The sequence below is a fragment of the Streptomyces cavernicola genome, from assembly GCF_029968035.1.
Lineage (GTDB): Bacteria > Actinomycetota > Actinomycetes > Streptomycetales > Streptomycetaceae > Streptomyces > Streptomyces cavernicola.
In genome coordinates this window covers 262,336-282,525 of record NZ_JASCIQ010000003.1, presented here as the reverse complement: position 1 = coordinate 282,525, position 20,190 = coordinate 262,336, and the positions used below count along the sequence as shown (strand labels likewise).

At 71.9% G+C, this 20,190-nt stretch carries 19 protein-coding genes; 13 read left to right on the top strand and 6 right to left on the bottom strand.

What is annotated here, in order from left to right; all coding sequences use genetic code 11:
* Positions 1 to 94: 94 nt before the first annotated feature.
* Positions 95 to 1,087 carry an SDR family oxidoreductase gene (locus QIS96_RS04820; RefSeq protein WP_282541084.1) on the bottom strand — a complete coding sequence of 331 codons (993 nt, stop codon included), beginning with the start codon at positions 1,085 to 1,087 and terminating at the stop codon, positions 95 to 97.
* Positions 1,088 to 1,253: 166 nt separating this feature from the next.
* Between QIS96_RS04820 and QIS96_RS04815 the strand changes: the two genes are divergently transcribed.
* Together QIS96_RS04815 and QIS96_RS04810 are read left to right on the top strand one after the other, a co-directional pair.
* Complete coding sequence (locus tag QIS96_RS04815; RefSeq protein WP_282541083.1) at positions 1,254 to 1,916, top strand: hypothetical protein; 663 nt, start codon at positions 1,254 to 1,256, stop codon at positions 1,914 to 1,916.
* 85 nt (positions 1,917 to 2,001) lie between these two features.
* Complete coding sequence (locus tag QIS96_RS04810) at positions 2,002 to 3,528, top strand: PepSY-associated TM helix domain-containing protein (RefSeq protein ID WP_282541082.1); 1,527 nt, start codon at positions 2,002 to 2,004, stop codon at positions 3,526 to 3,528.
* Between the two features lie 88 nt (positions 3,529 to 3,616).
* Here QIS96_RS04810 and QIS96_RS04805 read toward each other — a convergent pair whose 3' ends face one another.
* Both QIS96_RS04805 and glnII read right to left on the bottom strand, forming a co-directional pair.
* Complete coding sequence (locus tag QIS96_RS04805; protein WP_282541081.1) at positions 3,617 to 4,216, bottom strand: winged helix-turn-helix domain-containing protein; 600 nt, start codon at positions 4,214 to 4,216, stop codon at positions 3,617 to 3,619.
* 329 nt (positions 4,217 to 4,545) lie between these two features.
* Positions 4,546 to 5,577 (bottom strand): glutamine synthetase, encoded by a 1,032-nt coding sequence (glnII, locus tag QIS96_RS04800; protein WP_282541080.1) that lies wholly within the window; start codon positions 5,575 to 5,577, stop codon positions 4,546 to 4,548.
* A gap of 270 nt (positions 5,578 to 5,847) precedes the next feature.
* Here glnII and QIS96_RS04795 point away from each other — a divergent pair, with 270 nt between their 5' ends.
* Positions 5,848 to 6,723, top strand: a complete 876-nt coding sequence (locus QIS96_RS04795; RefSeq protein ID WP_282541117.1) for a Gfo/Idh/MocA family protein — start codon at positions 5,848 to 5,850, stop codon at positions 6,721 to 6,723.
* Between the two features lie 62 nt (positions 6,724 to 6,785).
* On the opposite strand, the gene QIS96_RS04790 is transcribed toward QIS96_RS04795, so the two are convergent.
* Positions 6,786 to 7,154, bottom strand: a complete 369-nt coding sequence (locus QIS96_RS04790; protein WP_282541079.1) for an arsenate reductase family protein — start codon at positions 7,152 to 7,154, stop codon at positions 6,786 to 6,788.
* A gap of 181 nt (positions 7,155 to 7,335) precedes the next feature.
* Between QIS96_RS04790 and QIS96_RS04785 the strand changes: the two genes are divergently transcribed.
* The 8 genes from QIS96_RS04785 to QIS96_RS04750 all read left to right on the top strand — a co-directional run bounded on the left by QIS96_RS04785 (position 7,336) and on the right by QIS96_RS04750 (position 15,233).
* Positions 7,336 to 7,629: a hypothetical protein gene (locus QIS96_RS04785; protein ID WP_408907120.1), complete on the top strand. Its 294-nt coding sequence runs from the start codon at positions 7,336 to 7,338 to the stop codon at positions 7,627 to 7,629.
* A gap of 228 nt (positions 7,630 to 7,857) precedes the next feature.
* Positions 7,858 to 8,871, top strand: a complete 1,014-nt coding sequence (locus QIS96_RS04780) for a fibronectin type III domain-containing protein (protein ID WP_282541077.1) — start codon at positions 7,858 to 7,860, stop codon at positions 8,869 to 8,871.
* Between the two features lie 238 nt (positions 8,872 to 9,109).
* Complete coding sequence (locus QIS96_RS04775) at positions 9,110 to 10,096, top strand: asparaginase (RefSeq protein WP_282541076.1); 987 nt, start codon at positions 9,110 to 9,112, stop codon at positions 10,094 to 10,096.
* Between the two features lie 305 nt (positions 10,097 to 10,401).
* Positions 10,402 to 11,184 (top strand): MHYT domain-containing protein, encoded by a 783-nt coding sequence (locus QIS96_RS04770; protein WP_282541075.1) that lies wholly within the window; start codon positions 10,402 to 10,404, stop codon positions 11,182 to 11,184.
* Positions 11,185 to 11,307: 123 nt separating this feature from the next.
* Entirely contained in the window at positions 11,308 to 13,740 is a 2,433-nt protein-coding gene (locus QIS96_RS04765) for a sensor histidine kinase (protein ID WP_282541074.1), read from the top strand.
* On the top strand, positions 13,737 to 14,210 hold the full coding sequence (locus QIS96_RS04760; RefSeq protein WP_282541073.1) for a roadblock/LC7 domain-containing protein: 474 nt from the start codon (positions 13,737 to 13,739) through the stop codon (positions 14,208 to 14,210). The genes QIS96_RS04765 and QIS96_RS04760 overlap by 4 nt, the downstream gene beginning before the upstream one ends.
* Entirely contained in the window at positions 14,207 to 14,635 is a 429-nt protein-coding gene (locus QIS96_RS04755) for a DUF742 domain-containing protein (protein WP_282541072.1), read from the top strand. The genes QIS96_RS04760 and QIS96_RS04755 overlap by 4 nt, the downstream gene beginning before the upstream one ends.
* Positions 14,616 to 15,233 carry a GTP-binding protein gene (locus QIS96_RS04750; protein WP_282541071.1) on the top strand — a complete coding sequence of 206 codons (618 nt, stop codon included), beginning with the start codon at positions 14,616 to 14,618 and terminating at the stop codon, positions 15,231 to 15,233. Before QIS96_RS04755 ends, QIS96_RS04750 begins: the two co-directional genes overlap by 20 nt.
* Positions 15,234 to 15,416: 183 nt before the next feature.
* Here the strand turns inward: QIS96_RS04750 and QIS96_RS04745 are convergent, their stop codons facing one another.
* Positions 15,417 to 16,604, bottom strand: coding sequence for a hypothetical protein (locus tag QIS96_RS04745; protein ID WP_282541070.1), 1,188 nt, complete (start codon positions 16,602 to 16,604; stop codon positions 15,417 to 15,419).
* Between the two features lie 942 nt (positions 16,605 to 17,546).
* Between QIS96_RS04745 and QIS96_RS04740 the strand changes: the two genes are divergently transcribed.
* Positions 17,547 to 17,894, top strand: a complete 348-nt coding sequence (locus QIS96_RS04740; RefSeq protein ID WP_282541069.1) for a hypothetical protein — start codon at positions 17,547 to 17,549, stop codon at positions 17,892 to 17,894.
* Between the two features lie 201 nt (positions 17,895 to 18,095).
* Here the strand turns inward: QIS96_RS04740 and glnA are convergent, their stop codons facing one another.
* Positions 18,096 to 19,505, bottom strand: coding sequence for a type I glutamate--ammonia ligase (gene glnA / locus QIS96_RS04735; protein WP_282541068.1), 1,410 nt, complete (start codon positions 19,503 to 19,505; stop codon positions 18,096 to 18,098).
* Between the two features lie 214 nt (positions 19,506 to 19,719).
* Here glnA and QIS96_RS04730 point away from each other — a divergent pair, with 214 nt between their 5' ends.
* A complete protein-coding gene (locus QIS96_RS04730; RefSeq protein ID WP_282541067.1) occupies positions 19,720 to 20,187 on the top strand; it encodes an RDD family protein in 468 nt (155 codons plus the stop codon).
* Positions 20,188 to 20,190 lie beyond the last annotated feature (3 nt).

The following is a 20,190-nucleotide window of genomic DNA, read 5'->3' as shown; positions in this document are numbered from 1 at the left end:
CCTCTGTCGTCTGCTGCGGCGCACGCTAACGGGGCGGTCGGCGGTGCTCAACGGTGCTTGCGGAGCTGGCGCGTTCGTGCCGCCGGCCCAGGATCTAAGAGGTGCCCAGGATCTTCTCCTCCGTCTCGGGGGCGAGGCCCACCTGTGGTCTGTCGGGGCGTTGGGGTGCGACGCCGCCGATGGACTGCAGCCACTCCCAGGTGTCCCGCACGGTTTCCTCGGCCGGCCGGCACCTGAGGCCCGCCGCCAGGACCTTCGACACGTCCGCGCTGTGCAGGGCGCCGTGCATGTCGGTGTGCGGCGGCACCCAGATCGGCAGCTGGGTCCAGGGTTCGACGCCCGCCTCGACGATCACCTCCGGCGCGGTCCAGCGCAGTTCGGCGCCGCTCCCGGTGACCTGCACGCAGGCGTCGAGCAGCGCGCCGGTCGTGGTGTGGCCGGGGGGCGCGAGCACGTTGTACGGACCGCTCAGCTCGGCTGCCGCCGCGTCCAGGGTCCACTCCGCGAGGTCGCGTACGTCGATGAACTGGAGGGGCAGCTCGCGCGGGCCGGGCGCGAGGACGGGGCCGCCGCGCGCGATCCGGCCCAGCCACCAGGGCAGCCGTCCGATGTTCTCGTACGGCCCGATGATGAGGCCGGCCCGCACGAGCAGGGAGCGGTCGGCGCCGAAGGACTCCAGGACGGCCAGCTCGCCGCCGCGCTTGTCCTGCGCGTACTCCGTCTGTTCCGCGTCGGCCGCGCCGTCGTTGAGGGGCGCGCTCTCGTCGAAGCCGGCCGGGGGCGCCCAGGCGTAGACGGAGCCGCTCGACACGTACGCGTATCTCCCGACGCGGTCGGCGAGCTGCCGCGCGCTGTCCTGGACGACGCGGGGCGCCGCCGACCAGGTGTCGACCACGACGTCCCACGCGCCGTCGGCGAGGGCCGCGAGGCCGTCGGGCGCCGTGCGGTCGCCGCGCAGCGCGCGGACGCCGGCCGGCGGGGCGTGCCGGCCGCGGTTGAACACCGTCACGTCCCAGCCGCGGGCGAGCGCGGACTCGGCCACGGCGCGGCCCACGAATTCCGTACCACCGAGGATCAGAAGTCTCATGCGCCCGAGCTTGCCCGCCGAAGCGCCGCGACGGAATGGCGCTCTGCTGACAGAAGATTCGCGAAGGCCGCGAGCAGAAGCGGGAACTATCCGCCTTTTCCCAGGGTTCGCGCAGGGGCTACGGCCGGTGTCCTCGGCCGGGCGCCGGGGTGGCAGCATGGCGCCGATGACGGATGCCCGGTCGCCGCTGCGCGCCTTTCGGGCCGCGATCTTCGCGGCGGTGGGCGTCTCCTTGGCTGCTGTGGGGCATTCGTCCATGTCGGGCCAGGACGTCCCGTTCGGCGCCCTCTTGGTGGCGTTCGTCGTCACCGGGCTCGCGGCCTGGGGTGTCGGCCATCGACGCCGAGGTATCCCGTCGATCGCGACTGGACTGCTCGCGATGCAGGCCGCCCTGCACTTGACGTTCGCCGGTTCGCAGACCGATACCGCCTCCATGGGTGGGTCCCACATGGGCGGGTCCCACTCACATGGGCACATGGGCGGTTCCCATGCGAGCGGAGCCCCTGCGAGCGGCGCAGGGGCGCACCTGGACCACAGCTCCCTGGGCATGCTGGCCGTCCACGTGCTCGCCGCACTCGTCTGCGCCCTCTGGCTGGCACGCGGCGAGGCGGCGTTCTTCCAACTCCTCGCCGCCGTCGACTCGCTGGCCTTCGCCCCGCTGCGGCTGCTGCTCACCGCGGTGCGGCTGCCGCTGCCGCCCCGTCTCACGCGCCGGCCCCGTCCCCGCCCGGTCGCACGCGCGCGTGCAGCCGTTCTCGCGTACGCCGTCACCCGGCGCGGCCCACCCGCCCAGGGGCTCCTTCTCCGACCCGCGCCCCTGGCGTCCTGAGCCGCGCTCCTGCGAGCCGCGCACCTTCTCGTACGACGCCACGGGGTGAGTTTCCCCTGCCGTCGTACGACCACCGAAGGACGTCATGGCCATCGAAGACCGGCCCAAGCCGGACCAATCGGACCAGCAAAACCAGCACCAGCAACAGGAACGGGGACAGGAACAACAGCCCCAGGAGCAAGGCTCCGGCCTCTGGTCCGCCCTGCGGCCGCTCCTCCTGCGGCTGCACTTCTACGCCGGGGTGCTCATCGCCCCGTTCCTGCTCGTCGCCGCCGTGAGCGGTCTGCTGTACTCGCTCTCCTTCCAGGCGGAGAAGATCGTGTACGCGCACGAGCTGGAGGTCCCCGCAGGCGGCGCCGCGCTGCCGCTGAGCGAGCAGATCGACGCCGCGCGTGCGGCGCATCCCGAGGGCACCGTCACCGAGGTGTGGCCCGCGCCCGCCGAAAACCGCACCACGCGCGTGCTGCTTTCCACGCCCGATGTGCCCGATGACCGCTCCCTCGCGGTCTTCGTGAACCCCTACGACGCCGAGGTCCGCGGCGAGCTCACCAGCTACGGCAGTTCCGGGGCCCTGCCGCTGCGCACCTGGGTCGACGAGCTCCACCGCGACCTGCACCTCGGCGAGTTCGGCCGCAACTACAGCGAGCTGACGGCCAGTTGGCTGTGGGTGGTGGCGCTCGGCGGCCTCGCCCTGTGGTTCGGCCGCCGTCGTACCCGCCGCCGCGACCTCGTCGTACCCGCGAAGGGCCAGGCCAAGGGGCGTACCCGCACCCTGAACCGGCACGGCGCCCTCGGACTGTGCGCGGTGCTCGGCCTCGTGGCGCTCTCGGCCACCGGCCTGACCTGGTCCCAGCACGCCGGCGGCAACATCGGCGAGCTGAAGGCCCAACTCGGCGGCGCCACCCCCGTGGTCGACGCGACCCTGGCCGGAGGCACGCCCTCCGGCGGCGGCCACGAGGGCCACGGAGGAAGCGCCTCCGGCCAGACGCACGGCCGGGACGACAGCCACAGCGACAGCCACAGCGGTGGTCACGGCGGCGGCCACGGGAGCGCGGACATCGGCGTCGACCGGGCCCTGGAGATCGCCCGGGGCCAGGGCATCGACGGCGGTCAGCTCGCGGTCACCCTGCCGGTCGACGGACAGGGCTACGTGGTCAAGGAGACCGACGCCCAACTCCCCGTCCACCTCGACTCGGTGGCCGTCGACCCGACCGATGGGAAGGTCGTCGACGAGGTGGCGTTCGCCGACTACCCGCTGCTCGCCAAGCTCACCCGGTTCGGCATCGACGCGCACATGGGCGTCTTCCTCGGCCTGCCCAACCAGCTGGCGCTCGCCGCCCTGATGGTCGCCACCGTGCTGCTCATCGTGTGGGGCTACCGCATGTGGTGGCTGCGCAGGCCGACGAAGGGCCGCGCCCTGAGCTTCGGCCGGCCGCTGCCGCGCGGCGCCTGGCGCAAGGCGCCCCCGCTGCTGCTCGTGCCGCTCGCCGCGGCGACGGCCGCGGTCGGCTGGTTCGTACCGCTGCTCGGGCTCAGCCTGCTCGTCTTCCTGGTGCTCGACGTGGGCATCGGCCGCCTGGCGCGGGCCCGCAGGGCGAATTCCAGCGACTGAATTCCAGCGACTGAACGCGCGCCAGGGGCCGTGTACGTACGACTCAGGTATGACGTACGAGCACGGCCCCTGGGGGCGATGCGTCAGGTCAACGCTTGGAGACGGGCGCGTACTTGTACCCCACCCGGCGCACCGTCTGGATGACCTGCCGGTGCTCGGCGCCCAACTTGCGGCGCAGGCGGGCGATGTGGACGTCGACGGTCCGGCCGTCGCCGACGTGCCCGTACCCCCAGACCGTGGTGACCAGCTGGTCGCGGGAGTGCACCCGGTGCGGATGGGCCACGAGGTGGGCGAGGAGCTCGAACTCCAGGTACGTCAGGTCGAGTCGGACGCCGTCGACCTCGGCGGTGCGCTGCACGGGGTAGACGCGCACCGGAAGGCCGTCGCCGAGCACCTCGGCCGAAGCCTCCTGCGCCGATGCCGATGGCCCAGGTGCAGGGGCCGCCACTGCGGACACGGTGGTCGGGCGCCCCTGCTGCTCTGCGGGGACCAGGACCAAGTAGCCGATCATCGGCGGATGTCCGGGCAGCGTCGGCACGGCGTGCTGCGGCGCGGGCAGCCACGTCGCGCCGGGCGGCAGGAATTCGGCGACGTCGACCATCTCGTCGCGGCCGATGGCCCGCAGATGGTGCCGCTTGAGAGAGGCGGGAGGGGGAGTGGCCGAGGAGGCGCTCTGGGGGTTCGTCATGAGGGGTCAGCTCGATTCGCGCGAGAGGCGTCTGGGGAACGTACTCATTCGCGCGCCGACCGAAGGCCGTACGCAGAGGTGAACGGCGTTAGCGGGCCGGCGCGTTCAGCGCGCGGCAACAGACCCGGTCGAAGTCGTGATGCTGACGTGACGGCCAGAACGGCTCGAGGTCGTGACGACCCGGCACGGAGTTCTGGAAGCTGGCCATGCCCCCCATTGAAGCAGACGCCCCACAGCAACCGGCAGGGGCCGCCCACCAGATGGACGGGAACGCCGAGAGGCGCCCACCGGTCGGAGGGCGCCCCTGCGTATGCGTACGAGCGGCTGGATCAGACCTGGCCGGCCTTCTCCAGGGCGGTGCAGCAGGTGTCGACGATGAGCCGGGTCACGACGTACGGGTCGACGTTCGCGTTCGGGCGGCGGTCCTCGATGTAGCCCTTGCCGTCCTGCTCGACCTGCCACGGGATGCGGACCGAGGCGCCGCGGTCGGAGACGCCGTAGCTGTACTCGTTCCACGGGGCGGTCTCGTGCAGGCCCGTCAGGCGGTCGTCGATGCCCGCGCCGTAGTTCTTCACGTGGTCCATCGGCTTGGAGCCCTCACCGAGGGACTCGCAGGCGGTGATGATGGCGGCGTAGCCCTCGCGCATGGCCTTGGTGGAGAAGTTGGTGTGCGCGCCGGCGCCGTTCCAGTCGCCCTTGACCGGCTTCGGGTCGAGGGTCGCGGAGATGTCGAAGTCCTCGGCGGTGCGGTACAGCAGCCAACGGGCGATCCACAGCTGGTCGGAGACCTCGAGCGGGGCCAGCGGGCCGACCTGGAACTCCCACTGGCCGGGCATGACCTCGGCGTTGATGCCGGAGATGCCGAGACCGGCCTTCAGGCAGTTCTCCAGGTGCGCCTCGACGACGTCGCGGCCGAAGATCTCGTCCGAGCCGACACCGCAGTAGTAGCCGCCCTGCGCCGCGGGGAAGCCGCCCTCGGGGAAGCCGAGCGGACGCGCGCCCTTGAAGAAGGTGTACTCCTGCTCGATGCCGAAGATCGACTCCTGGCCCGCGAACCTCTCGGCGACCTCGCGGAGCGGGGCCCGGGTGTTGGAGACGTGCGGCGTCATGTCCGTGTTGAGGACCTCGCACAGCACGAGGATGTCGTCGCCGCCGCGGATCGGGTCAGGACACGTGAAGACCGGCTTGAGGACGCGGTCGGAGGCGTGGCCCTCGGCCTGGTTGGTGCTGGAGCCGTCGAAGCCCCAGATCGGCAGCTCGTCGAGGCCCACGGGACCGCTGGTCATGATCTTCGTCTTGGAGCGCAGCTTCGCCGTCGGCTGGGTGCCGTCGATCCAGATGTATTCGGCCTTGAACGTCACGGGGGCGCCATCCTTTGCGGGCTGTGCGTGCGATGCGGGTGGGTCGCGGCGGTGCTGTCGCGCTGCACGCAGCCTGCCAAGGTGCGATTTCCCGACCGTTGCCCGTCTGTGAACCCCGTGTAACACGGCTCGCAACCCGGCTTCTGTGGCCGTGTGCGTCGTATACGCGATTGACTGGCCCCCATGGCGACCCCACCGAGAAGCCCCGAGAACTCCACGACTGAGAACCCCGTGGCTGACCACCCCGCGGCTGAGAACCCCACCGTGCCGCTGCGCGTCGGCCTGTTCGGTACGGGACCGTGGGCCGCGCGTGTGCACGGTCCGGCGCTCGCCGCGCACCCCGAGGTGGAGCTCACCGGGGTGTGGGGGCGCAGGCCCGATGCGGCCGGTGCGCTCGCCGAACAGCTCGGCACGCGCGCGTACGCCGAGGCGGACGCCCTGATCGACGACGTCGACGCGGTCGCGTTCGCCCTGCCGCCCGACGTACAGGCGGAAATCGCCGCACGCGCGGCGCGGGCCGGGCGGCACCTGCTCCTCGACAAGCCGGTCGCGACCGACGTGGCCGCCGCGCGTGCACTGGCCGCCGCGGCCGCCGACGTGGCGTCCGTCGTGTTCTTCACGCTGCGCTTCTCGACGGCCAGCGCCCCGTGGCCGGCCGAACAGGCCGCAGCGGGCGGCTGGTTCACCGGTCGCGCCGAGTGGCTCGGCAGCATCTACGCCCCGGACACGAAGAGTCCGTACGCCGAGTCCCCTTGGCGGCGCGAGAAGGGCGCGCTGTGGGACGTGGGGCCGCACGCCCTGTCGCTGCTGGTGCCCGCGCTCGGCGACGTGACGTCGGTGACGGCGGCGCGCGGCCCGCTGGACACCACGCATCTGCTGCTGCGCCACGGGTCGGGCGCCTCCTCGACGGCCACGCTGAGCCTCACCGCGCCGGAGAAGGCGGGCGGCGTGACGGTCGAACTGCGCGGCGCGTCCGGCGTCGTGACCCTCCCCGAGGTGTGGGGCGACGGGCCGCTGGACGCCTACGCGCGCGCCGTCGACGCCCTCCTGGCAGCGGCGCGCACGGGCGTCCCGCACGCCTGCGACGTGCGCTTCGGGCTGCGCGTGACGGAGATCTTGGCGGAGGCGGAACGCTCGCTGCTGTAGCGCCTTGACGTCCCGGCTCCGCAGGGGGCGGGACGCTCAGCAGGCCGGCCCCCGGGTGCGGCTCAGCGCCCCATGGCGTCCCGTACGGCCTCTTCCGTGCGCCCCACCACCGCCGTGCCGTCGTCCGCCGTGATGATCGGGCGCTGGATCAGCTTCGGGTGGGCGGCGAGCGCGGCGATCCAGCGGTCGCGGGCGGCGGGCTCGCGCGGCCACTCCTCACGGTCCTTGAGGTTCAGCTCCTTCGCGTCCGCCTCCTGGGTGCGGGTGATGTCCCACGGTTCGAGGCCGAGCCGGTCGAGGACCGCGCGGATCTCGTCCTCGCTGGGCACGTCCTCCAGGTAGCGGCGCACCGTGTACGAGGCGCCCTCCTCGTCGAGCAGCTGCACCGCGCTGCGGCACTTCGAACAGGCCGGGTTGATCCAGATCTCCATGCCGCAAGCGTAAGCCAGCACTCCGCTCCGAGGGGGCGCGCGGGGGAGCTCTTCTGCGCCCCTCAACGCCCTTGCTGCCAGCGGCGATTGTCAGTGGTGGGCCATAGAATAGAAGCAGTGTTCGAGACGGGTTGGGCACTGCCGCGGAAGCGGTGTGTCCCACCCCCGACCACCCAGGAGGATGTTCATGGCCGCTGTCCTGTCCGCTGTCCCGAAGCCCTTGCCGATCGACCTTCCGTACATGCCGCTGGTGAAGCAGCCGCTCCCCGCGGGCCGCCCGCGGGAGTTCTACATCATGCACAACCGCCGCCTGAAGGCCATGCGTCTCGCCATCGCCCTGCTCGACTCGGGCGTGCTCCGCGCGGAGCAGGCGAACAACCGCAAGATACGCAGCACGGCCGAACTCGTCGGCGTGCACCAGCCGTCGGACATCACCTGCCACATGGTCCGCGCGCTGATGCGCTACAGCCGCTGACGCGCGAGGTCCACGGCCGGGGTGCGGGGCGGCGTCCATCGCTGTCCCGCACCCCTCGGCCGGGGGGGCAACTTCCGTTCAGGTACGGCCACTTGGTGGCGGCACCTGGAATCGTGCACGCCCTCTTGAAGCACGGCCGACCCTGTGGCGAACATGTCCAGACCAATGCTGTCGGGCCGGTGCGTGCCGAGCGCCGCGTGCGCGCGCCGTCGAACGGAAGGCCGCACCGTGCGACGTAGCAAGCCCACCCGATGGACCGACTCCGCCGCCCTGGCCACGGCCCTGGCCGTCGCCCTCTGCGCGTCCCTGACCGGCTGCGCCGGCGAGACCAGGGCCGCCGAGCCGGAGCCGGTCGCGCCGCGCGGCCTCACCGCCCAGGCCTCCAGCGCCACTTCGGTCCACGTCATGTGGAACAAAGCAGCCACAGGAAACATCGAGGAGTACGAGATCTACCGAGGCACCACCCGCGTCAAGACCGTCCCCGCCGACCGCCTCATGGTCGACGTCACGGGCCTGAAACCCGCCGCCACCTACAAGTTCACCGTCCGGGCCAAGGCCAAGAACGGCACCGCCTCGCCCCTGAGCCGGGCCGTCACCGTCACCACCCGCTCGCGCGCCACCGCCGACAGCGAGCCGCCCACCGCCCCCACCCGGCTGCGCGCCCACGCCTCCGGCCCCCGCGCCGCCACCCTGTCCTGGCGCGCGGCCACCGACAACGAGGAGGTCACCTCGTACGACGTCTACCAGCGCGGCTCGAAGATCCACAGCGTCGACGGGGACTCGACCGCCGCCCTGGTCACGGGACTTCGCCCCGGCATCGACTACACCTTCACCGTCAAGGCCCGCGACGCCGCCGACAACAGCTCCCGCGCCGCCGACCCCGTCGGCCTCACCACGGCGGCGGCGCCCGAAGGGGCCGAGGGCACGTCCGCGGGCACCGCGCCCGCCGACTTCCGCGTCGGCACCCACGTCGACGACGGCGCCCACCACCTCGACCTCTCCTGGACCCCGCCCGACACCGGCGGGGACGTCAGCGAGTACCAGATCCACCTCGACGGCAGACCCGCCACGACCCTCATGTGGGGCGCCGAAGCCCCCGAAGGCCGGGCCGAGCACAGCTTCTTCATCACCCGCGAGGCCGGGCGGACGTACCGCGTCAAACTCCGCGCGAAACTGCCCGACGGGAACTGGGGCGCGTTCTCGAAGGAGCGGACCGTGATCACCGGCGAGCCCGGCCGCTAACCTCACCGCAACCCGAGAGCACACCCCGAGACCGCAACCCGACACCGCACTGCACGCCCAGCGAAACCCGAGCCGCGCGCCCAGCGAAACCCGAGCCGCGCGCCCAGCGAAACCCGAGCCGCGCGCCCAGCGAAACCCGAGCCGCGCGCCCAGCGAAACCCGAGCCGCGCGCCCAGCGAAACCCGCGCCGCGCCCCCCCGCGAAACCCGCGCCGCACGCCCAGCGAAGGGAACTCCCCGTGACCGTAGCCCTGTTCACCCTCGGCGGGACCATCGCGATGGCCGACGCCGGGGCGGGGGAGCGCGGCGGCGCCGTCGTCCCCCGTCTCACCGGCGCCGACCTCGCCGCGGCCGTCCCCGGACTCGACATCCCCCTCGACGTCCACGACACCCAGTCCGTCCCCAGCCCCGACCTCACCTTCCGCGGCCTCCTCGACCTGGTCGAGCAGGCCTCCAAGGCGGTACGCGCGGGCGCCCGCGGCGTCGTCGTCACCCAGGGCACCGACACCCTGGAGGAGAGCGCCTTCCTCATCGACCTGGTGTGGCCGCACCCCGAGCCGTTCGTCCTCACCGGCGCCATGCGCAACCCCACCCTCGCGGGGCCCGACGGCCCGGCCAACCTCCTCGCCGCCGCCCGCGTCGCCGCCGCCGACGAGGCCCGCGACCTCGGCGCGCTCGTGGTCCTCAACGACGAGATCCACGCGGCCCGTTCGGTCCGCAAAGCGCACGCCACCAGCACCGCCGCGTTCACCTCCCCCGACACCGGCCCCGTCGGGCACGTCATCGAAGGCACCCCGCGCATCCTCACCCGCCCGCCCCGCCGCACCCCGCTCACCCCCGGCCCGGCCGCACCCGCCCGCGTCGCCCTGCACACCGTCACGCTCGACGACGACGGCCACGCGCTCACCCGCCTCGGCGAGGACGACGGCGTGCGAGGCCTGGTCGTCGCCGGCTTCGGCGTCGGCCACGTCTCCAGCCGCCTCGCCCCCGTCCTCGGCGACCTCGCCACCCGCATCCCCGTCGTCCTCACCTCCCGCACCGGCGCCGGCTCCGTCCTGCGCCACACCTACGGCGCCCCCGGCTCCGAGTCCGACCTCCAACGGCGCGGCCTCCTCAACGCCGGCCTCCTCGACCCGTACAAGGCACGGGTGTTGCTGCGGCTCCTGCTCATGACGGAGGGCGCGACGACCGAGGACATCGCGGAAGCGTTCACGCGGTACGCGTGAGGAACTCCTGCCGCCGTGGCCGAAAACCTTCGACAACTCTCCACAGTCTCCGCGCAGGTGACCGAAAGGTCCGTATCATCCTTGGCCCTTAATGTCCGAAGGGCCCTGAGGTGTGCCGTGACATGAGTCGCATCGGCACTCGGCGGCCCACCATTTCCCTTGCCCCGCAAGCCCTTTGAACTCGGGGTCAAACCTGCGGTAACCCCGGAACGGGCCCGCCGTTTCAGGCCCGAGACCGGAGATCCACTGCGTGCTAGCGTCCCCGTCCGACCGGGGGGCCGACCGCGCAGAGCGAGAGGAAATCCGTGGGTCACATGCAGCACATGGACGGTGGCTGGATCACACCGGTCCTGTCCTACGTCATGGCCGTCGTGGGAGCAGCGCTCGGACTGCGCTGCACCGTGCGCGGCCTGGCCGCCGGGGGGCGGGCCAAGAGGAACTGGCTGATCACCGCGTCCGCCGCGATCGGCGCGGGCATCTGGACGATGCACTTCATCGCGATGCTCGGCTACAAGGTCGAGGGCACACCGATCCGTTACGACATCCCGCTCACCCTGCTGAGCCTCGTCGTGGCCGTCGCCGTCGTCGGCGCGGGCGTCTTCGTCGCCGGCTACGGCGGATCGCGCGCCCGCTCCGTCCTCCTCGGCGGCCTCGGCACCGGGCTCGGCGTCGCCGCGATGCACTACATCGGCATGTCCGCCGTGGAGCTCAACGGCAGCCTCGCCTACGACCCGACGCTCGTCGCCGCATCCGTCGTCATCGCCGTCGTCGCCGCGTCCGCCGCGCTGTGGGCCGCGCTCGCCGTACGCGGACCGGTGATCGCCGCCGTCGCCGCGCTGGTGATGGGCCTGGCCGTGAGCAGCATGCACTACACCGGCATGGCCGCCGTCTCCGTCTCCGTGGCCGCGAGCACCGAGCCCCTGACGGGCGCCAGCGCACCGGCGTTCATCCTGCCGCTCGCCGTGGTGCTCGGCTCGTTCCTCTTCCTGACCTGCGCGTTCGTCGCGCTGTCGCCGACGGCGCGGGAAAGCGCCGAGAACGAGGCCGCGGCCCGCCCGCTGCGCGAGGTGGAACTCCCGGCGACCTGAGCCGGCCGGCCCCGCCTCGGGCCACCTCACCCCCACCCGACCTCCCCCAGGGCCGAGCCGTCCCTCGCCCGCACAACTCCCGCACTCCCGCACCGCCGAGTGCCGCCGAGGAGCCACTCCGTCATGCCCGTACGCCTACCGCTGCCCGAACGGCTGCGGCCCAAGTCGATCAGAGCCAAGGTCGTCACCCTGCTGACCGTGCCGGTGGTCTCCCTGATGGCGCTCTGGGGCCACGCCGCGGTCACCACCGCGACCCAGGTCTCGGACGCCGAGCAGTTGAAGCAGGTCAACTCGGCGCTCGTACAGCCCGTATCGGACTTCACCCGCGCCGTCCAGGACGAGCGCTCCGCCGCCCTCGTGCAGTACGCCGCCCCCGGTCCCGCCGCCCGCAGCGCCTACGACGCCGCCAAGTCCCGTACGGACAAGGCGGCCGCGGCCCTGCGCGCGGGCGTCCGCTCCAGCAGCACCGACATCGCCGGCATCGACGCCGGCCTGCCCGGCCGCATCCAGCGGCTGCTGCACAGCGCCGAGACGCTCACCGGACGGGAGGCGGACACCGGCTCCGCCGCGCTCGCCCGCTACAGCACCGCCGTCGAGCACGGATTCGCCGTCCGCTCCGCGCTCGCCCGCGCCGACGGCGCGGGCGCGGCGGCCGACACCCGCGCCGTCCTCGAACTCGCCCGCGCCCGTGAGGCGTTGAGCCGCCAGAACGCGGTGTACGGGGCCGCGCAGGCCGACGGCGAGATGACCGCGGAGCAGTACCGCACCTTCGTCGGTGACGTGGCCCTCCAGCGCAGCCTCACGAAGAGCGCCGCCGCCGACCTCGCCCCGCGCGACGCCACCGCCTACCGCGCGGTCCTCGACTCGCCCGCCGCGGCCGACCTGCGCACCGCCCAGGACGACGTACTCGAAGCGAGCGCCGGCAACGCCGTCGGGGCCGTGCCCGCCGGGAGCTGGCACGCCGCCGCCGGGGAGACCCTCACCGGACTCGACCGGGCCGAGCGCGCGACCGCAGCCCCGGCCGCCGCCGCGGAGCCGTACTCCCTCGCCACCCTGGGCAGTTCGGGCCTCGCGGTGCTCCTCGGCCTGCTCGGCGTGGTGCTCGCCCTGATCCTCTCCGTACGCATCGGCCGCGGCCTCGTCAACGACCTCACCGGCCTGCGCAACCGCGCCCTCGACCTGGCCGCCACCCGGCTGCCCACCGCGATGCGCCGCATCCACAACGGCGAGGTCGTCGACCTCGACACCGAGGCCCCGCTCGCCCGCACCCCCATCAGGGACGAGGTCGGCCAGGTCGGCGCGGCGCTCACCACCGTGCAGCGCGCCGCCCTGCGCGCCGTCGCGGGCCGCGCCGCCGTCCTCACCGGAGTCTCCGGCGTGTACGTCAGCCTGGCCCGGCGCAGCCAGGTGCTGCTCCACCGCCAGCTGGAGCTCCTCGACACGATGGAGCGCCGCACCGAGAACCCCACCGACCTCGAAGACCTTTTCCGCCTCGACCACTTGACGACCCGCATGCGCCGGCACGCGGAGTCCCTCCTCATCCTCTCCGGCTCCGCCCCCGGCCGCGCCTGGCGCAACCCGGTCCCGCTGATCGACGCGGTACGCGCGGGCATCGCCGAGACCGCCGACATCGACCGGGTCCAGCTGCACGACGTCCCGGACCTGCTCCTCGCGGGCTCCGCCGTGGCCGACCTGGTCCACCTCGTCGCCGAACTCGCCGAGAACGCCGCCCAGTTCTCGCCTCCGCACACCCCCGTGGTGGTGCGCGGCGAGGAGGTCGGGGCCGGCGCGGTCCTGGAGATCGAGGACCGCGGCCTCGGCATGGGCGACGAGGCCCTCGCCGCGGCCAACGAGAAGATCCACGCCCCCGACATCGACCTCCTCGACTCCCGCCAGCTCGGCCTGTTCGTGGTCAACCGCCTCGCCGAACGCCAGCACGTGGACGTCACCCTGCGCCGCTCGGTCTACGGCGGCATCACGGCGGTCGTGTTCGTGCCGAAGGAGCTCCTGGAGGCCCCGCACCCGGGCCTCCGCCCCCTCCCCGAACTCCCGCAACGCCGCCCGGCCCTCCAACCCGCGCCCCCGCACCCGGACCCGAACCCGGAGCCCGTACGCCCGGCACCGCAGCCTGTACGCGCGGCGCCTGAACCCGTACGCCCGGAACCGCAGCCCGTACGCGCGGCACCCGAACCGATACGCCCCCCGCTCCAGCCTCAGCCCCAGCCGCGAACGCAGCCGAAACCTCAGCCCCTCCCCCCGGAGGAACCCGCCCCCGTGGAACACCCAGCGCCCCTCGACGACGGCCTGCCCCGCCGCGTACGCCAGGCCAACATGGCCCCCGAGCTGCGCGAACCCGAGGCCGGACCGGAACCGGAACCGCAGCTGCCGGGTCGCCGCTCGCCGGAGGCGGCGCGCGCCACGATGGCCTCCCTGCGCTCCGGCCGGCACCGCGCCCGAGCCGCCCGTGAAGCCGCAGCACCGCCGCCCGCCCCGAGCGAAGGCGACCGCGTCCCGCACGCCACCCCGACCGACGACGAAGGACAAGGACCCCGATGACCCCGACGTACACCGTCACCAACCTGGGCGGCGCCGACCGGTCCGGCGGCGAGGGCCGCGGCGGCGTCGACTGGCTCCTCGACGACCTGGTCGACCGGGTCGCCGAGGTCCGGCACGCGGTCATGCTCTCCAACGACGGCCTGTGCGTGGGCGCCTCCACCGGCATGGGCCGCGACGAGTCCGAGCGCTTCTCGGCCATCGCCTCCGGCTTCCACTCCCTGGCCAAGGGCGCGGGCCGGCACTTCGACGCGGGCGGCGTCGTCCAGACCATGGTCGAACTGCAGGGCGGCTTCCTGTTCGTGGTCGCCGCGGGGGACGGCTCCTGCCTCGCCGTCTTCACCGACGGCCACGCCGACATCGGCCTGGTGGCGTACGAGATGGCCCTCCTCGTGGACCGCGTACGCGAGCACCTCGGCGTCCCCACCAGGTCGGCCGACGCCCCCGCGAGGCCGGACGGCGAGACCCCATGACGGACCCGAACGCCCACCCGGACCACCCGGACCACCCGGACGCCTGGACCGACCGCTACGACGACGAGGCCGGCCCCCTGGTCCGCCTCTACGCGATGACCGCCGGCCGGGCGCGCACCGCGAACGGCGCCGAGCGGGTCGACCTGATGGCGATCGTGCGGGCCCGCCCCGACGCGGCGCCCCCGCCCGGCCCGCTCCCGCCCGAGCAGCGCGACCTGCTCGCCCTCTGCACCCGAGGCCCGCGCCCGGTGGCCGACCTGGCCTCGGACTCGGGCCTGCCCCTCGGCGTCGTACGCGTCCTGCTCGGCGACCTGACCGCGGCCGGACTGATCGCCATCACCCCGCCCGACGCGGCCCCGCAGACCAGCACCCGCCCCGACGCCCACCTCCTGCGAGAAGTGATCCATGGCCTACGCGCACTCTGACCGCGTCGACTCGACCGCAGACTTCACCGCCGACTTCACCGCCCTGAAGCTCCTGATCGCCGGCGGCTTCGGCGTCGGGAAGACCACACTGGTCGAGTCGGTGAGCGAGATCCGCCCGCTGCGCACGGAGGAACAGCTGACGGAGGCCTCCCGCCCGGTCGACGACCTCCAGGGGGTGTCGACGAAGACCACGACCACCGTCGCCATGGACTTCGGGCGCATCACCCTCCGCACCGACCTGGCCCTCTACCTCTTCGGCACCCCGGGCCAGGACCGCTTCTGGTTCGTCTGGGACGAGCTGGCCACCGGCTGCCTCGGCGCGGTCGTCCTCGCCGACACCCGCCGCCTCGCGGACTCCTTCCCGGCGGTCGACTACTTCGAGAGCCGGAACATCCCGTTCATCGTCGCCGTCAACTGCTTCGACGGAATCCGCACCCACACCCCCGAAGCCATCGCCACCGCCCTCGACCTCTCCACCACGACCCCGGTACTCCTCTGCGACGTACGCGACCGCGATTCGGGCAAGGACGTCCTCATCTCCCTGGTGGAGCATGTTCTCGCCCAGGACCCGGGGACTGCCTGGGACCAGGGTCGGTGACGCGTGCCGGTGGGTCCTGGGCGTCAGGATCGGTGCCGGCGCCGAGTTCACGGCGTACGTGCCGCCACGCACGGATGATCTCCGGCAGCCGTGAAAGGACCTCGCTGATCTGCGTCAGCAGCAGCGTGATGCATCCGGACGCGGCAAGCACGACCAGAGTCACGTCGTCCCACTTCATCGACATCAGCCGAACAGGCCGTGTCGGGCCAGCCGGTCGAGGGCGTCCGCCCCCAACCGGTCGGGCGCTTCCAGCAGCGCGGCCTCGACAGTCGCGAGATCGGCCAGAGCTTCGGGTGCTTTCGTACGGTCCAGCCTGTCGAGCCGTTCCATCGCCGCAACGACAGCGGCGGGCCAGCCCGGCATGCCGAAGTGGTGGGACGCCTTGAACGCTGCGGAGGCCGCCCTGTGCAACAAGCCCGCACGCCAGCCCTGTTCACGCATCACCTCTGCCGTGAACCACACGCGGTCGTCGACGGGGCGGACGAATTCCGTGACGGGGTCCTCCTCGGGTTCCGTCGCGGGCCCGCCCTCGCCTCGGGATCCGGACACCGTCGCCGTCCGCAGCTTGAAGCGTGAACCCCCGGCCCATGGAAGATCCACGTCCGAGGCGACGGCCGTGAACGGAAGCAGCGCCTCGGGGCCGTCGTCCCGGTCGGAGACGAGCACCCTGTGCGCCCTGCGGTACAGATCGACGCTCTGGGCGAAGATCTCGCCGTCGTTCGGCCCGCCCTCCGCAGCGTGGATGAAGTCCAGCGGCCCTTCGCGCCACGCGTCGGCGACCAGGCCGACCGCCGCGCTCAGCAGTACGTCTGTGTCAGAGACGTCCACGCCCAAGTGCGCCAGGACAACGGGTACTTGCTCCTCCAGGTCCGGCAGTGGTGTGCGCTTCTCCTCGGCCTGATGGGGCTCCAGGAGGGCCGCGAACCTGGGCGACAAGGGTTCGGGTTCTGGTGGTTCGACGACGATCCCGTGTTCCACAAGGTCGTCGAAAACGGCTTCCGGCCCGCAATCGATGTGCGAGGAGCGGTGTCGACCCGTACAGCCTCCGGGGCAGTCCAACTCCGCGCACAACTCCGGCTCTTCGGGCTGCGCTTGGTCGATCAGGTGGTGGGCGAGCCTCTCCGCCACCGCCTCGCGCGCTGTGACCATGGCCAGGTCGAGACGAAACGCAGCTTGCTCCAGCTCTCCGTCCCTGTGCTCCACAGAGGCCGGCGGTTCGGGCGTCTCCGGGAGCCAGGCGTACGCCGATTCCAGTGACACCAGCAGCCAGGCGATCCGTAGTGCTTCGGTGTCGTCGTTCTGGGCGAGCGCGGCCACGGACTCCGCTGCCTGCCGCACCTTGTCGAGGCGGGCGAGTTGCCGTCTCTGCACCGACGACCACTCGGCCGACTCCGCTCGGGCTTGCTCGGCTCCCTGCGCCCGTGCAGCGTCGCGGGCGCGCCGTGCCCGTTTCACCAAGAGCTCCAGACAAGGTCTGCAGGCGAACAGGCCGGACGTCGGTGTCGGGCCGAGCGGTATCGCAGCGAGCTCCTCGCCGAACGCTGCGCTGCACAGACAGCATTCGAGACCGCCCACCTGTCGGGACGTGGGCATGCCGGGCAAGGCTGCGCGAATCAAGTCGTGGGCGTAGGCGGGGATGTGCATGGGGGCAACTCCTTCGACGAGGCGCTCCATCGGCGCCAGTCCCATGCTTGTCCCGCCGGCCGACCGCGAGTCACGGTTTGACGGCGCGGCCGGACAACTTGACGCACACTGACGCGCCCTCGGCCGGCCGCTCCTAGCGTAGAGCCGGAACTTGACATGTTGAGCAGGCAGGAGGCCCTGTGAACCCTGACGCCGCTCCACCTCAACCAGCAGGCGCGCACGGTGAGTTGACCGAAGCCCTGCAGGAACTCCACCGTGCCGCAGGAGGGGTGAGTCTCCGGAAGCTGAGCGAGCTCATCCAGCGTCGCGAGGAGCGGCTGTCGGCGGCCAGCCACGAGACCGTACGCACCACTCTCAACGGGTCCCGGGTGCCGCGCTGGGAGACCGTCCACGACATCGTCGTGGTACTGGCCGGTCTCTGCGGCCGTGACGAAAAGTCCGAGACGGGCAGGCTCCGGCGGCTGTGGCGCGCGATCGGGGAAGGGGAGGCCGGTGCCCTGAAGTCGTTTCAGGAGCTGGTCAACACCGGCTGGGGCAGTGAGGACGGCAAGTGGACGCCGGAACTGGCCATGGGAATGTTGATCAACCCCTTCAGCGCCATCGAGATCCACCCTTCGCTGGCCGCCCCGCACGAACCCGTTGATAGCCGAGGACCAATGGGTCCATGGGATGGCGCAGTTGATCGAGGAGCTTGGAGCCGAGCACGCGCTACGTGTCCTGCTGCACCTGCTCAAGGGCGACTACGTCGGCGCGGACGAGGGCGCACCGTATGGCTACCGCAACCCCGACCGGGAGGCCATGGAAGCCCGAGCGGCCTTTCGCTACGGCTGCCAGGAGTTGCTCCGACGCCTCGGCCGCGAGCCGAACCTCCTCGCGGAGTCCATCCACGCCATGCGCAGCGACGAGACGATGGACCGGGACGACAGGGCGGAGATGCTGGAGAGCGAGTCGGCCCCGAGCTTGCTGCGCGAGTTGATGATCGTGACTCCGGACACCTGGGACGAGGTGTCGGAGTAGGCGCAGCACATGGTGTTCGGCTACCTGATCAAGCAGATAAGTCCGGTGGGGCACTACGGGCTGCCGGACGCCGAACGATTCCGGATCACCTGGCGCATCCCCGAGCCGCCCACTGCCTGACGTCGCCCGTCTCCAGCCCTGCCGACCGCACGGCGAAGGCCGCCACCCGGAAGCGGGTGGCGGCCTTCAGGAAACCGCGGCTTAGAGGTCGAAGTAAAGCTCGAACTCGTGCGGGTGCGGGCGCAGCTGGATCGGGGCGATCTCGTTCGTGCGCTTGTAGTCGATCCACGTCTCGATCAGGTCGGACGTGAAGACGCCGCCCTGCTGCAGGTACTCGTTGTCCGCCTCCAGGGCGTCGAGGACCGCGGGGAGCGAGGTCGGGACCTGCTGGACGTTGGCGTGCTCCTCGGGAGCCAGCTCGTACAGGTCCTTGTCGATCGGCTCGGCCGGCTCGATCTTGTTCTTGACGCCGTCGAGGCCCGCGAGCAGCAGCGCCGAGAAGGCGAGGTACGGGTTGGAGGACGGGTCCGGCGCGCGGAACTCGACGCGCTTGGCCTTCGGGTTCGAGCCGGTGATCGGGATACGCATGGCCGCAGAGCGGTTGCGCTGCGAGTACACCATGTTGACCGGGGCCTCGAAGCCGGGCACCAGGCGGTGGTACGAGTTCACCGTCGGGTTGGTGAAGGCGAGCAGCGAAGGGGCGTGCTTGAGGATGCCGCCGATGTAGTAGCGGGCCATGTCCGAGAGGCCCGCGTAGCCCTGCTCGTCGTAGAACAGCGGGGAGCCGCCCTGCCACAGCGACTGGTGGACGTGCATGCCCGAGCCGTTGTCACCGAAGATCGGCTTCGGCATGAAGGTCGCGGTCTTGCCGTTGCGCCAGGCGACGTTCTTCACGATGTACTTGAAGAGCATCAGGTCGTCGGCCGCGGCGAGCAGCGTGTTGAACTTGTAGTTGATCTCGGCCTGGCCGGCGGTGCCGACCTCGTGGTGCTGGCGCTCGACCTGCAGACCGGCGTTCTCCAGCTCCAGGGAGATCTCGGAGCGCAGGTCGGCGAAGTGGTCGACCGGCGGGGCCGGGAAGTAACCGCCCTTGTAGCGGACCTTGTAGCCGCGGTTGTTCTCCTCCGAACCGGTGTTCCAGGCGCCGGCCTCGGAGTCGATGTGGTAGAAGCCCTGGTTCGCGGAGGTCTCGAAGCGGACCGAGTCGAACACATAGAACTCGGCCTCGGGGCCGAAGTACGCGGTGTCGGCGATGCCGGTCGACGCGAGGTACGCCTCGGCCTTCTTCGCGATGTTGCGCGGGTCACGGCTGTACTGCTCGCCCGTGATCGGGTCGTGGATGAAGAAGTTGATGTTCAGCGTCTTGTCGCGGCGGAAGGGGTCCACCCGAGCCGTCGAGAGGTCGGCGCGCAGCGCCATGTCCGACTCGTGGATGGCCTGGAAGCCGCGGATCGACGAGCCGTCGAAGGCCAGCTCCTCGGACGGGTCGAACGCCGTCGCCGGGATCGTGAAGTGCTGCATCACGCCCGGGAGGTCGCAGAACCGGACGTCGACCATCTTGACGTCATTGTCCTTGATGAACTTCTTGGCATCGTCGGCGTTCTGGAACATCCGGCTCCTCCTACTTCCCGGTCCGGGGTGGAGCCGGGGACTGTCTCGCTTGAGTGCTGCCAGTGCGGTGGCACACGCTGGTCCTGACCATAAGGACGGGGGATTTCTCAAGCATGACCCATTTGTTTCGTCGAAGTTAACCGACTGACGGGCCGAGCGCCCTTCCACGACCCCAGCCGCCCGGGTGCGAAAGGGGGCGCAGTACCGTGGACGGGTGGACAACAGACAGGCAATCGGATCGTGGCTCTCCGGCCCCCGCCAGGCGGCCGAGGACATGGGCGCGGACTTCGGTTACCGGGGCCAGCAGCTGGGCCTCCCCAAGGAGGGCCCCGGCGCCATCGCCCCGCTCGGCCGCCGCTTCGGCGCGGTCGTCGTCGACTGGGCGGGCTGCATGCTCATCGCATACGGCCTCCTCGCTCAGGGCAACCAGCAGGCGATGGGTAACTGGGCCCTCGGCGTCTTCTTCGTGCTGAGCGCGCTCACCGTCGGCACGATCGGCTCCACCCCCGGCAAGCGGCTCTTCGGCCTTCGCGTGGTGTCCGAGGACGGCAGCCGCCTGGGCGTCGGCCGCGTCCTGCTCCGCAGCCTGCTCCTGTGCCTGGCGATCCCGGCCCTGATCTGGGACCGAGACGGCCGCGGCCTCCACGACCGCCTGGCCAAGGCGATCCAGGTCCGCATCTGACCC

Bases quoted from the DNA above. Each gene is read 5' to 3' on its own strand.
- QIS96_RS04820 (WP_282541084.1), bottom strand. From the start codon at position 1,087: ATGAGACTTCTGATCCTCGGTGGTACGGAATTCGTGGGCCGCGCCGTG.
- QIS96_RS04815 (WP_282541083.1), top strand. From the start codon at position 1,254: ATGACGGATGCCCGGTCGCCGCTGCGCGCCTTTCGGGCCGCGATCTTC.
- QIS96_RS04810 (WP_282541082.1), top strand. From the start codon at position 2,002: ATGGCCATCGAAGACCGGCCCAAGCCGGACCAATCGGACCAGCAAAAC.
- QIS96_RS04805 (WP_282541081.1), bottom strand. From the start codon at position 4,216: ATGACGAACCCCCAGAGCGCCTCCTCGGCCACTCCCCCTCCCGCCTCT.
- QIS96_RS04790 (WP_282541079.1), bottom strand. From the start codon at position 7,154: ATGGAGATCTGGATCAACCCGGCCTGTTCGAAGTGCCGCAGCGCGGTG.
- QIS96_RS04785 (WP_408907120.1), top strand. From the start codon at position 7,336: ATGTTCATGGCCGCTGTCCTGTCCGCTGTCCCGAAGCCCTTGCCGATC.
- QIS96_RS04765 (WP_282541074.1), top strand. From the start codon at position 11,308: ATGCCCGTACGCCTACCGCTGCCCGAACGGCTGCGGCCCAAGTCGATC.
- QIS96_RS04760 (WP_282541073.1), top strand. From the start codon at position 13,737: ATGACCCCGACGTACACCGTCACCAACCTGGGCGGCGCCGACCGGTCC.
- QIS96_RS04755 (WP_282541072.1), top strand. From the start codon at position 14,207: ATGACGGACCCGAACGCCCACCCGGACCACCCGGACCACCCGGACGCC.
- QIS96_RS04750 (WP_282541071.1), top strand. From the start codon at position 14,616: ATGGCCTACGCGCACTCTGACCGCGTCGACTCGACCGCAGACTTCACC.
- QIS96_RS04740 (WP_282541069.1), top strand. From the start codon at position 17,547: ATGGCGCAGTTGATCGAGGAGCTTGGAGCCGAGCACGCGCTACGTGTC.
- glnA (WP_282541068.1), bottom strand. From the start codon at position 19,505: ATGTTCCAGAACGCCGACGATGCCAAGAAGTTCATCAAGGACAATGAC.